Origin of the sequence: Deinococcus aquaticus (genome assembly GCF_028622095.1) — a bacterium.
Lineage (GTDB): Bacteria > Deinococcota > Deinococci > Deinococcales > Deinococcaceae > Deinococcus > Deinococcus aquaticus.
The window spans coordinates 1,211,767-1,226,578 of record NZ_CP115165.1 but is presented as its reverse complement, the minus strand read 5'-3'; the positions used below and the strand labels follow the sequence as shown (position 1 = coordinate 1,226,578).

At 69.2% G+C, this 14,812-nt stretch carries 14 protein-coding genes; 11 read left to right on the top strand and 3 right to left on the bottom strand.

The window, feature by feature from the left end; all coding sequences use genetic code 11:
• The first annotated feature begins 3 nt into the window (after positions 1-3).
• The 11 genes from M8445_RS05995 (at position 4) to M8445_RS05945 (ending at position 10,573) form a co-directional block, all read left to right on the top strand.
• Positions 4-714, top strand: a complete 711-nt coding sequence (locus M8445_RS05995; protein ID WP_273990385.1) for a hypothetical protein — start codon at positions 4-6, stop codon at positions 712-714.
• The gene (locus M8445_RS05990) at positions 711-1,331 is read left to right on the top strand and encodes a hypothetical protein (RefSeq protein WP_273990383.1); all 621 of its coding nucleotides are present in this window, start codon (positions 711-713) and stop codon (positions 1,329-1,331) included. Before M8445_RS05995 ends, M8445_RS05990 begins: the two co-directional genes overlap by 4 nt.
• 114 nt (positions 1,332-1,445) lie before the next feature.
• Positions 1,446-2,486 carry an LLM class flavin-dependent oxidoreductase gene (locus M8445_RS05985; RefSeq protein ID WP_273990382.1) on the top strand — a complete coding sequence of 347 codons (1,041 nt, stop codon included), beginning with the start codon at positions 1,446-1,448 and terminating at the stop codon, positions 2,484-2,486.
• Positions 2,487-2,588: 102 nt separating this feature from the next.
• On the top strand, positions 2,589-3,995 hold the full coding sequence (locus M8445_RS05980) for an MFS transporter (protein WP_273990381.1): 1,407 nt from the start codon (positions 2,589-2,591) through the stop codon (positions 3,993-3,995).
• A gap of 25 nt (positions 3,996-4,020) precedes the next feature.
• A complete protein-coding gene (locus tag M8445_RS05975) occupies positions 4,021-5,208 on the top strand; it encodes a BioF/Kbl family PLP-dependent acyltransferase (RefSeq protein WP_273990380.1) in 1,188 nt (395 codons plus the stop codon).
• The gene (locus M8445_RS05970; protein WP_337961620.1) at positions 5,205-5,618 is read left to right on the top strand and encodes a GNAT family N-acetyltransferase; all 414 of its coding nucleotides are present in this window, start codon (positions 5,205-5,207) and stop codon (positions 5,616-5,618) included. Before M8445_RS05975 ends, M8445_RS05970 begins: the two co-directional genes overlap by 4 nt.
• A gap of 52 nt (positions 5,619-5,670) precedes the next feature.
• A complete protein-coding gene (ubiE, locus tag M8445_RS05965) occupies positions 5,671-6,390 on the top strand; it encodes a bifunctional demethylmenaquinone methyltransferase/2-methoxy-6-polyprenyl-1,4-benzoquinol methylase UbiE (RefSeq protein ID WP_273990378.1) in 720 nt (239 codons plus the stop codon).
• Positions 6,391-6,578: 188 nt separating this feature from the next.
• The gene (dnaK, locus tag M8445_RS05960; protein WP_273990377.1) at positions 6,579-8,468 is read left to right on the top strand and encodes a molecular chaperone DnaK; all 1,890 of its coding nucleotides are present in this window, start codon (positions 6,579-6,581) and stop codon (positions 8,466-8,468) included.
• 172 nt (positions 8,469-8,640) lie between these two features.
• Positions 8,641-9,303, top strand: a complete 663-nt coding sequence (locus M8445_RS05955; protein ID WP_380090848.1) for a nucleotide exchange factor GrpE — start codon at positions 8,641-8,643, stop codon at positions 9,301-9,303.
• A 70-nt stretch (positions 9,304-9,373) separates the two neighbouring features.
• Positions 9,374-9,595, top strand: a complete 222-nt coding sequence (locus tag M8445_RS05950; protein WP_273990845.1) for a VF530 family protein — start codon at positions 9,374-9,376, stop codon at positions 9,593-9,595.
• 63 nt (positions 9,596-9,658) lie between these two features.
• Positions 9,659-10,573, top strand: coding sequence for a DnaJ C-terminal domain-containing protein (locus M8445_RS05945; RefSeq protein WP_273990376.1), 915 nt, complete (start codon positions 9,659-9,661; stop codon positions 10,571-10,573).
• Positions 10,574-10,631: 58 nt separating this feature from the next.
• On the opposite strand, the gene M8445_RS05940 is transcribed toward M8445_RS05945, so the two are convergent.
• The 3 genes from M8445_RS05940 to M8445_RS05930 all read right to left on the bottom strand — a co-directional run bounded on the left by M8445_RS05940 (position 10,632) and on the right by M8445_RS05930 (position 14,809).
• Positions 10,632-11,600 (bottom strand): oxidoreductase, encoded by a 969-nt coding sequence (locus M8445_RS05940; RefSeq protein ID WP_273990375.1) that lies wholly within the window; start codon positions 11,598-11,600, stop codon positions 10,632-10,634.
• 127 nt (positions 11,601-11,727) lie between these two features.
• Positions 11,728-12,144, bottom strand: coding sequence for a CBS domain-containing protein (locus M8445_RS05935; protein ID WP_273990374.1), 417 nt, complete (start codon positions 12,142-12,144; stop codon positions 11,728-11,730).
• A 133-nt stretch (positions 12,145-12,277) separates the two neighbouring features.
• On the bottom strand, positions 12,278-14,809 hold the full coding sequence (locus M8445_RS05930; RefSeq protein WP_273990373.1) for a S8 family peptidase: 2,532 nt from the start codon (positions 14,807-14,809) through the stop codon (positions 12,278-12,280).
• Positions 14,810-14,812 lie beyond the last annotated feature (3 nt).

Below are 14,812 nucleotides of genomic sequence, written 5' to 3'. Positions count from 1 at the left end.
CGTATGAAGAACATGAACATCATCCGGTTGGGTGGGGTCGGGGCGCTGTGTGCGCTCCTGACCGCCTGCCCCAGCCCCCCGCCACCCACCCCCATGGGTCTGACCTTCATCTTCCCGGACACCCCGACCGTGGACACGCTGCAGCTGAGTGGAGTGGCCTTCGGCGCAAACGGGCAGTACCTGCGGACCATCGGGCACGGCGGGTACCTGTCGGGCACTCCAGGGGGCGTGGTGAACCGCACGACCATCTACCTGGACGGCTACTCGCTTCAGGACCTTCAGAAGAGCGCCTGCCTGTCGCCGTTCAAGGGCGGTGAGACCGACGGGATGCGGGACGTGGTGGTATCGCCGGAGAACGTGCAGACCTGCAACGTGTACTTCGTGATCTACAACGACCTGAACCGCAACGGGCGGCCGGAAAGCACCGAGGAGCTGTACCAGACGCACTCGATCTACAGTTACGCCAGCGAGGCGTTCACGTACTCGTTCACCAGCCCGGACGGGCGCACGACCGAGAGCGGCGCGCGCCGCAAGGGCTGGTCGCTGGTGGCGCACGAGGTCCGGCAGCCGTCGGCCACGCCCGGCCGGTACGTGGTGACCATGAACAGCGTGCCTGAGGCCGACGAACGCCTGAGCGTCCGCCTGCACGAACCGACGAACCGCCTGATCAGTCAGGGTGCCCCGCTGGGCGGCACCCTGGGCGGTGCGAAATGAAGCGCGCCGCGTGGATTCCGGCAGCAGCCCTGCTGGGCGCGGCCCTGACCGCGTGCGGCAGTTCGTCGGCCCCGACGGGCGGCCGCCCTCCCCTGCCGAGCGGTGTGGAGGTGCGCTTCCCGGCCGCGCCCGCCGGCGCCTACCTGTCGCTGGTGACGGACGGCGGCGAGAGCGTGTACCAGCTGGCCGTGCCCGCCGGGAAGACGGCCGTGGACGTGGACCCGCTGAAGTGGATCAACCAGACGGACCGCGCCGTGGACGCCGCGACGCTGATCCCGGCGGGCGCGTCGGCGACGGTCGCCCCGGCCGCCGCGAAGGTGCTGCTGCTGGAATGGACGATGTGGCAGGACCGCAACGCGAACGGCACGCTGGACGTGGGCGAGACGCTGCCGCTGATGACGCATGACCGCGTGGCGTACGCCAGTGCGGCCGTGACGGCGGACTTCAGGACGCCCGTACCGGACATGCGGCAGCGCTGGAATCTGGCGCAGGGCTGGACGCGCGCCGAGCACTACGTGTACCTGCCGGACGGGAGCCGCACGTACCAGCGCAGCCTGGGGACGGCGGGCCTGCAACGCTACACGCTGCACGAGCCGACGCCCGTGACCAGCCAGTAGCGCGCCTTCTGCCTGATGGCCCCCGGACGTGCCGGGGGTCTTTTCTGTGCTCTTTGCCTCCCGCTCCCCGGTCCCTCCGGGCTTCCCTTTCTAAATTGCTTTATAATGTGAAGCATGGAACTCGGCATTGATAGCTTCGCGGCGGTGGTATCCGACCCGGTCACCGGCGTCACCCTCTCACCGGCAGACCGGCTGGCGAACCTGCTCGAAGAGATCGAGACCGCCGATCGCAGCGGCGTGCATTCCTTCGGGGTGGGCGAGCATCACCGGCCCGAATACCTGGATTCCGCGCCGGGCATGATCCTGGCCGCCGCCGCCGCGCGCACCAGCCGCATCCGCCTGAACAGCGCCGTGACGGTCCTGAGTGCCGACGATCCCGTGCGGGTGTTCCAGCAGTACGCCACGCTGGACCTGCTGTCGCGCGGGCGGGCGGAACTGGTGGTAGGGCGCGGGTCGTTCATCGAGGCGTACCCGCTGTTCGGCCTGAACACGCAGGACTACGATTCGCTGTTCAGCGAGAAACTGGAACTGCTGCTGCGCCTGCGAGAAGACACGCACGTGCACTGGTCGGGCCGGCACCGCGCGCCGCTGCGGGGTCAGGGCGTGTACCCGCGCCCGCAGCAGGCACAGTTGCCGGTGTGGGTGGGCGTGGGCGGCACACCGGAGTCGTTCGTGCGGGCCGGCACGCTGGGCCTGCCGCTGATGGTGGCGATCATCGGCGGGGACTTCCGGGCGTTCCGGCCGCTGGTGGACCTGTACCGCGAGGCGGGCGCGCAGGCCGGGCACGCCCCGGACACTCTGCGGGTGGGCGTGCACGCCTTCGGGTTCGTGGGTGACAGCGACGCGGGCGCGCGGGACGACTTCTGGCCGGGGTACGCGCGAATGCTGGACACGCTGGGCCGCGAGCGGGGCTGGGCGCCGCCGAGGCGGGCGCAGTTCGACGCGGCGTGCGGGCCGTTCGGGCCGTACCTGATCGGCAATCCGGACACGGTCGCACGGAAAGTCGCGTACGTGAACGACGCGCTGGGCGGCGTGGACCGCCTGACCTTCCAGATGACGAACGTGCTGATGCCGCACGCGCGGATGCTGCGCAGCGTGGAACTGCTGGGCCGCGAGGTCACGCCGCAGGTGCAGGCGGCTCCCTCCGGCAGCTGACGTTCCCTGGCAGGCAGGGCCGCGCCTGTTATGCTGCCAGGCATCACAGAACCGAATCTGCCTTCCCTGCCAGCAGTGTCCGAACCCGCGCCACCTGAACCCGTGTCACCCGGGCTTCAGCGGGCCGTGCTGATCGCCAGTTCCCTGGCGGTGGTAGTGGTCATGCTGAACGTGTCCATCGTGAACCCGTCGCTGCCCACGCTGGGCCGCGTGTTCGGCGTGGGCGCGCACGACGTGCCGTGGGTGGCGAACGTGTACAACATCGTGTTCGCGGCTACGCTGCTGGCCGGGGGGTTGCTGGGCGACCGCTTCGGGTTCCGGCGGGCGCTGCTGTGGGGCCTCACTCTGGGCGTGGTGGGGGCAGTGACCTGCGCGCTGGCCTCCAGCTTCCCCGCGCTGCTGGTGGGCCGCGCCCTGCAGGGCCTGAGTTCCGCCGTGATTCAGCCCGCCACGCTGGTCCTGCTGACCCTGGCGTTCACGGAGAGCGGCGCGCGGGCGCGGGCCATCGGCGTGTGGGCGGGCGTGTCGGGCCTGGGCATCGCCGCAGGGCCGCTGCTGGGCGGCACGATCATAGACACGCTGGGCTGGTCGGCGGTGTTCTGGACGGTCGCCGTGACCGCGCTGGTCACGCTGACCTTCACGCTGGGGCGCACCCGCGCGCTGGGCACGCCGAGCCCCCGGCCCATTGACGTTCCGGGCGTGATCCTGGCGGCCTCGGCCCTGGCGAGCCTCGCCTACGGGCTCTCGCAGGGCAACGTGCTGGGGTGGGGCTCCGCGCCGGTGCTGGGATGCCTGGGTCTGGCCGCCGTGACCTCCGCGCTGTTCCTGCGGACCGAGGGCCGCGCCCGGCACCCGCTGGTGGACCTGACACTGTTCCGCAACCGGGCCTTCACGACCGCGAACGTGGGTTCACTGCTGGCGGCGTTCGGGCCGTTCGGACTGCTGGTGTTCATCACGCTGTTCCTGCAGGGCACGCAGGGGTACAGCGCCACGCGCGCGGGGCTGGTCACGGCCCTGTTTCCCATCGGGGTGGGGGTGTCGTCACCGCTGGGCGGGCGGCTGATCGCGCGGGCCGGGGCGCGCGGCGTCGGCGCGGCCGGACTGGCCGTGATCGGCGCGGGCCTGCTGCTGGTGCTGGGCCTGCACCTGGGCGGGTCGCCCCTGGGCACCGCACTGGGCCTCGCCAGCGAGTTCTTCGTGATGGGGATCGGTACGGGCCTCGCCAACGCCGCGCTGACCACCGCGACCGTCAGCGCCGCGCCCGCCGCGCAGGCCAGTCAGGCGTCCAGCGTCCTGAGCGCCATGCGGCAGGTGGGCGTGGCGCTGGGCATCGCCGCGTGGGGGGCGCTGGTGGCGCGCGGCGGCGGGGGCACGCCCGGTTTCCTGAACGGCCTGCACGCCGGGGCGGCCGTGATCGGCACGCTGCTGCTGATTGGCGCGGGCGGCGTGTGGCTGGGACTGGCGCCGCGCGCCGCCGCCCCTTCACGTCCTTCCCTCACGGACAAGTAGGGGCGCGCGACCCTACACTCGTGACATGTCCACTTCCCTGTCTGACCGTCTGACTGCTGAACTGTCCGGCCTGCGTGAGAGCGGGCTGCTGATCCACCCGCGTGTGCTGGACAGCGCCAGTCGCGCCCGCACCCGCGTGGACGGGCGCGAGGTCGTGAACCTCGCCAGCAACAACTACCTGGGTTTCGCGGATCACCCGGCCCTGAAAGCGCGGGCCGCCGAGTACCTGGAACGCTGGGGCGTGGGCGCGGGCGCCGTGCGCACGATTGCCGGAACCCTGCGCATTCACGAGGAGTTCGAGTCTCAGCTGGCGGCGTTCAAGCACACGGGCAGCGCGCTGGTGCTGCACAGCGGCTTCACCACCAACCAGGGCGTGCTGGGCGCGCTGCTGCGCGACGGCGATCTGGTCGTCAGTGACGAACTGAACCACGCCAGCATCATCGACGGGCTGCGCCTGACCAAGGCCACCAAGAAGGTCTACAAACACGCCGACCCGGACGACCTGGAACGCCTGCTGAAAGAACACGACACGGACGGCCTGAAACTGGTCGTGACGGACGGCGTGTTCAGCATGGACGGCGACGTGGCCCCCCTGGACCGACTGGTCGAGGTCGCCCGCCGCCACGGCGCGGTCACGTACGTGGACGACGCGCACGGCAGCGGCGTGATGGGCGAATCGGGACGCGGCACCGTGCATCACTTCGGCTTCGAGTACGCCGACGACGTGATTCAGGTCGGCACGCTCAGCAAGGCGTGGGGCGGCGTGGGCGGCTACGCGGCCGGGCACGGCGACCTGCGCCAGTTGCTGATCAACCGCGCCCGCCCGTACCTCTTCAGCACCGCGCAGGCCCCCGCCACGGTGGGCGCGCTGAGTGCCGCGCTCGACGAGGTGCAGCGCGACCCCACCCTGATGGCGCGCCTGTGGGACAACACCCGCTACTTCAAGGCGGAGTTGCAGGGCCTGGGCTTCGACATTTTCGGCAGCACCACGCCCATCACGCCCGTCATCTTCGGCGAGGCTCCGGCCGCATTCGAGGCGAGCCGCCTGCTGTTCGAGCGGGGCGTGTTCGCCGTCGGCCTGGGCTTCCCGACCGTGCCGCGCGGACTGGCCCGCATCCGCAACATCGTGACCGCCGAGCACACCCGTGACGATCTGGATCACGCCCTCCAGGCCTACGCCGAGGTGGGGCGCAAGCTGAGCATCATCTCCTGATCACCTACCGCGTCCGCGAGTGGCCGGACCTGCCCGAACTGGGCAGGCTCCGGTCTCTCGCCTGGGGCGGCACAGAGGGCTGGAGCGGCACAGAGGACGGGTTGCGCTGGGCGGCGGTACTGGAACGCAGCCTGACCTGGGTCACGGCGCACGACACCGACACGCTGGTGGGCTTCGTGAACGTGGCCTGGGACGGCGGCGTGCACGCCTTCCTGCTCGACACGACCGTGCACCCGGACTGGCAGCGGCGCGGCGTCGGCGTGGGGCTCGTGCGGCGAGCGGCGCAGGCGGCCCGCGAGCACCGGGGGCTGGAGTGGCTGCACGTGGATTACGAACCTCACCTCACGGACTTCTACGCGGCGTGCGGGTTCACGCCCACCCCGGCGGGCCTGCTGAGACTGGCGCCGTGATCGTCAGGGGGCATGCCATGCGTCCCGGCCTACCCCCGCTATCATCGGCGTCATGACGAACCGGCCGCCCGTGGGCGACAAGCAGGACAAGGGCAAGGACGTGCAGGCCATGTTCGCCAGCATCGCGCCCCGTTACGACCTTCTGAACCGCGTGCTGAGCCTCGGGGTGGATAAGGGCTGGCGGCGCGCGGCGGCGCAGGAGGCCCTGGCCCTGAAGCCGGCGCGGGTGTTGGACGTGGCGACCGGCACGGCGGATTTCGCGCTGGAACTCAAGACCCGCGCGCCGGGCGCCGAGGTGATCGGCAGTGATTTCGTGCCGCAGATGCTCGCCATCGGCCGTGAGAAGGCCGCCGCGCGGCACATCGACATCCGCCTGGAGGAAGGGGACGCGCTGAACCTGCCGTACCCGGACGGGAGTTTCGACTCGATCACCTGCGCGTTCGGGTTCCGGAACTTCGCGGATTACGCGCGCGGCCTCGCGGAGTTCCACCGGGTGCTGGCGCCGGGCGGGCGGGCCGTGATCCTGGAGTTCCCGCCACCACGGCCGGGCCTGCTGGGCAGCGTGTTCCGGGTGTACTTCCAGCATGTGCTGCCGCGCATCGGCGGGCTGATCAGCGGGAACGCCGGGGCGTACACGTACCTGCCCGAGAGCGTCCTGGCCTTCCCTGAACCCGAGCGGCTGGCGGGACTGATGCGCGCCACAGGCTTCCGCACCCGCTACCGCCTGCTGACCTTCGGCATCGCTGCCATTCATGTGGGCGACAAGCTGTAGAAGCGGGCGGCGGGCCTGTGATGAGTGTGCAGGTGGGACCCATATCTTGAGGGTCACTTAAACTTGAGCGTACTGCACTCAACTCTATTGACACTCTAGAACTGTGGGCCTATGATGTTCGCAGATCAGAACTGCTGCCCCCGCGGCGGCAAATCCCCACACTTCAGACCATCAATACAGGAGTCACCATGCCCAAAGCAGTCGGAATCGACCTTGGTACCACCAACTCTGTTATCTCCGTCATGGAAGGCGGCCGCCCCGAAGTCATCGTGAATGCCGAGGGCGCGCGCACCACGCCCAGCGTCGTCGCGTACAAGGGCGACGAGCGCCTCGTGGGCCAGATTGCGCGCCGTCAGGCCGCGCTGAACCCCGCCGCCACGCTGTTCGAAGTCAAGCGCTTCATCGGCCGCCGCTGGGACGAGATCAAGGACGAGGCCGGCCGCAGCCCCTTCACCGTCAAGGAAGGCCCCGGCGGCAGCGTGCGCATCGAAGTGAACGGCCAGGACCTCGCCCCCGAGCAGGTCAGCGCCGAGGTGCTGCGCAAACTCGTGAACGACGCCAGCGCCAAGCTGGGCGAGAAGATCAAGGACGTGGTCATCACGGTGCCCGCGTACTTCGACAACAGCCAGCGCGAGGCCACCAAGCAGGCCGGTGAGATCGCGGGCCTGAACGTGCTGCGCGTCATCAACGAACCCACCGCCGCCGCGCTGGCCTACGGCCTGGAACGCAAGGGTAACGAGACCGTGCTGGTCTTCGACCTGGGGGGCGGCACCTTCGACGTAACAATTCTCGAACTGGGCGACGGCGTGTTCGAAGTGAAATCCACCAGCGGCGACACCCACCTGGGCGGCGCGGACTTTGACCAGCGCATCGTGGACTGGCTGGCCACCGAGTTCCAGAAGGACAACAGCTTCGACCTGCGCAAGGACAAGCAGGCCCTCCAGCGCCTGATCGAGGCGTCCGAGAAGGCCAAGATCGAACTGAGCAACGCGACCGAAACCTCGATCAGCCTGCCGTTCATCACCTTCGACCCGGAAACCCGTACCCCCATGCACCTGGAGCGCACCCTGAGCCGCGCCAAGTTCGAGGAGATCACCGGTGACCTGCTGCGCCGCGTGCGCAAGCCCGTCGAGCAGGCCCTCGCCGACGCGAAACTGGACGCCAGCAAGATTGACGAAGTGATCCTGGTGGGCGGCAGCACCCGCATCCCGGCTGTCAAGCGCATCGTGCAGGACATCATCGGCAAGACCCCCAACGAGTCCGTGAACCCCGACGAGGCCGTCGCGCTGGGCGCCGCCGTGCAGGCCGGGATCATCCAGGGTGACTCCAGCCTGGGCGACATCGTGCTGGTCGACGTGACCCCGCTGACCATGGGCGTGGAAGTCAAGGGCGGCATGATCGCCCCCATGATCACCCGCAACACCACGGTCCCCGCCAAGAAGACCGAGATCTACACCACCGCCGAGAACAACCAGCCGGGCGTGGAGATCAACGTGCTGCAGGGTGAGCGCCCCATGGCCGCCGACAACAAGAGCCTGGGCCGCTTCAAACTGGAAGGCATTCCGCCCATGCGGGCCGGTCAGGCGCAGATCGAGGTCACCTTCGACATCGATGCGAACGGCATCCTGCACGTGACCGCCAAGGAGAAGACCAGCGGCAAGGAGTCCAGCATCCGCATCGAGAACACCACTACCCTGGACAAGGGCGACGTGGAGCGCATGGTGCAGGAAGCCGAGCAGAACGCCGCCGCCGACAAGCAGCGCCGCGAGAAGGTCGAGAAACGCAACAACCTCGACTCGCTGCGCGTGCAGGCCACCTCGCAGATCGAGGAGAACGAGGGCGCCGCACAGGCCGCCAAGGACAAACTCAAGGCCGCCGCCGACGAGGCTGAGGAAGCCATCCGCAGCGACGACGACGCCCGCATCGACACCGCCCAGAAAGCCCTGGAAGAGGAACTGCGCGCCTTCATGACCGCCGCGCAGGGCCAGGGTCAGGCGCAGGGCGACGACACCGTCAACCTGGGCAAGGACAAGCAGGACGACGACGTGATCGACGCGGACTTCAAACCCGCCGAGTAACCCCCCTCCGCCCTGCGGGGCACCTTCCCCCGGGGGGAGGCGAGGGAAGGGCGAGGCAGCCGCCCACCAGCACCACCATCCACGGGAGAGGACGGCCGCCACGCCTCCTCTCCCCCTTTTCTTTCATCCTTCAGTTCCCCAGGAACGCCCGGCAGCCCGTAAGCTGAGCGGAATGTTCCGAAAGCGAGGCCCCAAGATGACCGACGACCAGCACAAACCCGCCCCCGAGGCCGCCGAGACCGACACCCACACGAAAACCATCAGTGAGGACGGCCTGGACATCCCCGACACCGAAACCGACAGCATGCAGGAAGACCTGGACACCGAGTTCCCCGGCCTGGACGGCATGGACGAGAACATGTTCGGTCAGGTGCAGGAGATGATGGCGAAACTGGGCCGCGCCGACGAGCTGGAGCAAGAGAACACCGACCTGAAGGGCCGACTGGCCCGGCTGGCCGCCGACTTCGAGAACTACCGCCGCCGCACGCAGGAAGACGTGGCCGCCGCGCAGGGCCAGGGCATAAGCAAGGCCGCCGAGGCGCTGATGCCCGTGTACGACGACATGGACCGCGCCGTGACCATGGGCGCCGCCGAGCCCGCCAAACTGATCCCCGGCATGCAGGCCGTGCAGGGCAAGATCCTGGGCGTGTTCGCGGGTCTGGGCCTGGAAGTGACCGGCAAGGAAGGCGAGGCCTTCGACCCGCAGTGGCACGAGGCGCTGCAGGTCGTGCCGGGTGACGAGGACGACGTGATCGTGCAGGTGTACCAGCTGGGCTTCCGCATGGGCGACCGCCTCGTGCGCCCCGCCCGCGTCGTCGTGAGCAGGAAGGGCTGAGGGGGAAGCGGTGATGGTTGACCCAGAAGACAAGACGGCGTCGGCTGAGGCCCCTGCGGCTCCATCAACCATCCACCGTTCACCCTCCGGTGACCCGCTGCACGGCGTGACGCTCGCCATGATCGTCGAGCGGCTGCACGAGGCGTACGGCTGGGACGAACTGGCCCGCATGGTCCCGGTCCGCTGCTTTCAGTTCGATCCGAGCGTCCAGAGCAGCCTGAAGTTCCTGCGGCGCACGCCGTGGGCACGGGCGAAGGTCGAGGCGCTGTACCGCGACCTCATGACTACCTGAAACGGGATCATCTGAACCCACTGAGCTGAATCCACCGTCCTCATTCGCCTGAAGGAGGCGCACATGGCTTACAAGGATTACTACGACGTGCTCGGCGTCTCCCGCGGGGCATCCGAGGCGGACATCAAGAGCGCGTACCGCAAACTCGCCAAGCAGTACCACCCGGACAAGAACGCCGGGGACGAGAAGTCCGCCGAGCGGTTCAAGGAGATCGGCGAGGCGTACGCCGTACTCTCCGACCCCGAGAAACGGCAGGTGTTCGACCAGTTCGGGCACACGGGGCAGGTCCCGCCCGGTTACGGCGGCCCCGGCGCGGGCGGCGGGTTTCAGGGCGGGGACTTCTCGGGCTTCGACCCGGGACAGTTCAGTGATTTCTTCCAGGGGCTGTTCGGGCAGACCGGGCGGCGCGGCGGCGCGGGCCAGGGATTCCCGGGCGGCGCGCAGGTCAACCTGGAAGACCTGCTGGGCGGCGGCGGGATGGGCGGCGGGCGGCGCTTCGTGCAGAATGTGGAAGGCGAGTTGCAGGTCACGCTGGCCGAGGCGTTCGGCGGTTCGGATGAGGTCATCAACGTGGACGGCAAACGCCTGAGCCTGCGCGTCCCGGCCGGAACGCGCGACGGCGCCCGCCTGCGGCTGGCCGGGCAGGGACCGGGCGGCGGGGACGTGCTGCTGACCATCCGCGTGCTGGAAGACGCCCGCTTCGAACTGGACGGCGATCACCTGACGACCAGCGTGGACGTGCCCGCTCCGCTCGCGGCGCTGGGCGGTGACGTGACCGTGCAGACCCTGGGCGGCAAGGGCAACCTGAGCGTGCCCCCGGGCAGCAGCGGCGGGCGGCGCATGCGGCTGCGCGGGCAGGGCTGGCCGAAAAAGGACGGCACGCGCGGCGACCTGTACGTGCGCCTAAACGTCACGGTGCCCGCTGCCCTCAGCGACGAGCAGAAGGAGCTGTACCGGCGACTGCGCGACCTGGGGTAACCCTGGAACGCCCGAACGCCCCCGAGCAGCCACGTCGGGGGCGTTCTTCTGTCCTGGTTTACTGCCCGGTCTGTTCGATCATCTGCTCGCTGAGCGTCCACAGGCGACGGGCGCTATCCGCGTCCAGCGCGTGGGCTTTGTACCCGAACAGGGGACTGGGGTTCGCCTCGTCCAGCGGAGTGCTCTGTTGCAGGTCTTCCAGGAACAGGCCGCCCACGCCGTCCAGTTCGGGGGCAGTGGCGGCCCACACACTGGTACTGGCCCCCTGCGCGGGCGTCTTGAAGGCGGGGTTGGGCACGCCGTTCTCGTCGATCCAGCCCCGGCGCTGCGCCTCGCCCTCCGGCATGTGCTTCTGCAGGCCGGTCATGATACCGCCGGGGTGAACGGCGTTCGCGGTGACGCCCTGCGGGCCGTAGCGGCGGTTCAGTTCTGCGGCGAATAGGGCGTTGGCGGTCTTGCTCTGCCCGTACGCCTGCCAGGGATCGTAGGGAGTGGTCTGGAAGTTGGGGTCGTCCCAGCGGATGTCGCTGAGGCGGTGCGCGCTGCTACTCAGGGACACCACGCGGGCGGGCGCGGCGGCCAGCAGGGCCGGCAGCAGCAGGCGGGTCAGCTGGAAGTGACCCAGGTGATTCGTGCCGAACTGCGTTTCGAAGCCGTCGGCGGTCAGGCCCTGCGGGGTGGCCATGACGCCCGCGTTGTTGATCAGCATGTGAATGCGGGGCGCGGCAGCCAGGATCGCCGCCGCCGCCTGCCGCACGGACGCCAGCGACGACAGGTCCATGGGCACGACCTGCACGGCCGCGTTGCCAGTCTCGCGGGCCAGTTCGTCGGCCACCTGCTGCCCGCGCACCGTGTCGCGCACCGGCATGATCACGCTCGCGCCGGCGCTCAGGAGGGCACGCACCGTTTCCACGCCCAGGCCCGACGCCGCGCCGGTCACGACGGCGGTGCGGCCATGCAGGTCAGTGTGTGCAAGGACGGTGGTGGCGTCGGCGCGGGGGGCCAGGGGGCTCTTGATGGGAGTCATGCACCCACCGTAGGCCTTCGAGTGCGCGCGAGGTCAAGCGCGGCCACCCCATTCAAGGAACGGTGAAGGGCGGCCCCGTCACGCACGTCGGGCCGCCCTGTCTGGTCCTGCGTGCCTGTCGCGGCGTTCAGGTGGTCGGCTGGCTGATGCCCTGCAGAGCCTGCTCGTCCACGCCGGTACGGGCGCGCGTGGCGAGGTCCGCGAGGCTCACGATCCCCACCACCCGGCCGTCGCGCGTGACCGGCAGGCGGCGCAGTTGCCGCCCGGCCATCTCGCTGGCGGCGGCGGCCACGTCGGTGCTGGCGTCCATGCTGAACACGTTCCCGGTGGCGTAATCGCTGGCCTCGCTGCCCAGGTCATGCCCGTACGCCACGGCGCGGATCACGATGTCCCGGTCGGTGATGATGCCCACCAGAGCGTCGCCGTCCATGATCAGGACGTTCCCGATGTCCTGCTCGCGCATCAGCAGGGCCACCTCTTTCAGGGTCGCGCCGCGGTCCACGGTCGTCAGTTCGCTGGTCATGATGTCCGTCAGGGTCGTCATGCCCTCACCCTACGCAGGGGCACCGGCAGCCGGGTGGGAATCCACCCAAGAAACGTTGGGCCGCGCCCACCCGGCACGGGCAGAGGGGGGCGGGACGCCCGGATCAGCGCCCCGCCCCCCAGCCACCTGGCGATTACTTCATCAGCCAGTCGAAGCTGGTTTTCATCAGGACAGTGCGGCTGTTGGGCGTCAGGCCTTCCAGGCCGAAGCCCATGGTGACGGTGCGGTACTTGCCGGCGTCGTTCGCGACGATCGCTCCGGCGTTCTCACCGGCCGACTGGGCACTCACGCGCGGGCGGTTCTGGCTCTGCGCCTGGGTGTTACCACCCAGAATCTGGTTCAGCACGCCGCCGATGATGCTACTGGCGATCCGTTCGACCAGACCGCGCGGGTCCTGCACCTTCTGCGCGGCGCGGGTCTTGTTGGGATCCACGCGGATGCTCTGCGCGGTGATGGTCCCGGCGGTAGCGTTCGCGGTGCCCCAGCTGGCGACGGTGGCGCTCCCGCCCAGATCCGCGATCACATCCGGGTAGTACTGGTTGCCGGCGCTGCCCTGAGCGTTCAGGGTGAAGGCCGTGCTGCCGAACGCGCCGCCGGTCACGAACTTGGTGTTCCCGCTGCTGTCGGCCACGAACCGGGTTTTCAGGGTGCCGGTGTAGAAGGCGCTCGTACCAATGTCGTACCCGATGTCCTGCCCGGTGATCAGCAGATTCCCGCCGCCCGCCACGTACTGCTGTAGGGTGTTCTGATCAGCGGGCGTGATGGTGTTCTGGTACTGCTCGCCGGTCGCCCACACGACGATATCGGCACGTTTCATCTCGCTCAGGGGCACGGCACCCTGCGACTGGGTGTTCCACACGAACGCCCCGCCGCTGACCGCGTTGGCCTTGATGGCGTCGCGCAGCGCGCCCGTCACGTCGGCACCCTGCCCCATGTCGTCGTCGACCAGCAGCACGCGGGGTTTCTGGCCGGTGCTGGGAGCAGGCGTGGGAGCCGGGGCCGGAGCGGGGGCCGCGCCAGGACGGTCCTTGATGAAGCAGCCTTTCTTCAGGCCGGGCGCGGGATCACGGCCCCAGTCGGCCACCGTGCAGTTGAAGCCGTCGGTGCCGACGCCGGTCAGGTACTTGCCGGCCGTGCCGAACGCGGCGTCCTTCTGACCGCTGAAGTCGCACTTGCTGCCTTCCAGGGCGCAGAGGCTGTAGCCGGCCGGGCCGGTAGGAGCCGGGGCCGGGGTGGGTGCGGGGGTCGGCGCCGGAGTGGGAGCCGGGGCGGGAGTGGGCGCCGGAGCCGGGGTCGGTGCTGGAGTCGGCGTGGGCGCAGGAGCGGGGGCCGGGGCGGGCGCACCCGCGTTCACGCCGAGTTTACCCAGCGCGCCCGGCACGCTGATCAGGCCGAAGCCCGTGTTGTTGTTCTTGCTGCCCGCGTTGCTGGCGCTGGTGTACAGAGCGTTCTTGATGCCGTCCACGCTGGTACCGGGCTTGGCCGACAGCAGCAGGGCCGCCGCGCCCGCCGCGATGGGACTGGCCTGCGAACTGCCGCTCAGCGCGCCGTACTGGCCGTTCGGGAAGGCGCTGGTGATCTCCACACCCGGCGCGGCAATATCGGGCTTCACGAACACGCCCTTGATGGTGCTGTTCCAGTTCACGGGACCACGACTGCTGAAGCTCGCCACCTGCCCGTTGCGGTCCACGGCGCCCACGCCGATGGCGTCCGGCAGGTTGCCGGGACTGCCGGTACTGGCCGAGGTCGGGCCAAAGTTCCCGATGGCGAACATGGGCACCACGCCCGCCTTGATCATGTTCTGCACCGGCACGATGAACTCGTCGAAGGTACCGGGGATCCCCAGGCTCATGTTCACGATGTCCGCGCCGTCATCCGTGTCAGCGTTGTTATCCGGGTCAATCACGTACTGCATTCCGGCGATCACCTGCGCGAAGGTGCCCTCGTTGTTCGGCAGCACCAGCGCGCTGATGACCCTTGCATCAGGTGCAACTCCCACGGTGCTTCCGACCAGTAGGCCGGCCGTATGGGTACCGTGATTGGTGGTGTCGTGCGGCTGACTATTGACACGGTCACCCGAAGCGTTGAATTCCATGAATGCCTGAATTCTTCCGTCAAGTTGTGGGTGGCGAGCATCAACACCGCTGTCCAGGTGGCCGATCCTGACACCCTGCCCCTTGAATCCGGCAGCCCAGGCCTGCGGCGCGCCGATCTTCGCGAGGTGCCACGCCTCGCCGGGCGCGGCGGCGGCGGCACTCAGGGCCACGGCGCGCTGCGGTTTGGGAATCTGCACCTTGAAGTTCTCGAACACGTCCGACACGAACGGCAGTTGTGCCATGCGCCTCGCCTCGACGGGGCTCAGAGGCAGGAAGATACTCTGGTCGAGCCACAGGCTGGTGGCCTGCTTGACACTGCTGGCACTCACGATCCCGGCAGCCGAGCCGAGCTGAGCCACGATGGTGTTCAGCTGGGCGCGCAGGTTCTTGAACTGCGCACGGCCACGCGCGTCGTTCGGCAGGTTGAAGCGGACGATCACGCCCACTTTCGTCTGGTCGCCTTTCTGCGCGCGGGCCAGCAGGGTCGGGGAGAGTCGGCCGGCGTCGGCTTGACTCAGGCCGCCCAGGGTCAGGGCCGCGCCGAGCATCAGGAGGTTCCGTTTCTTCATGAG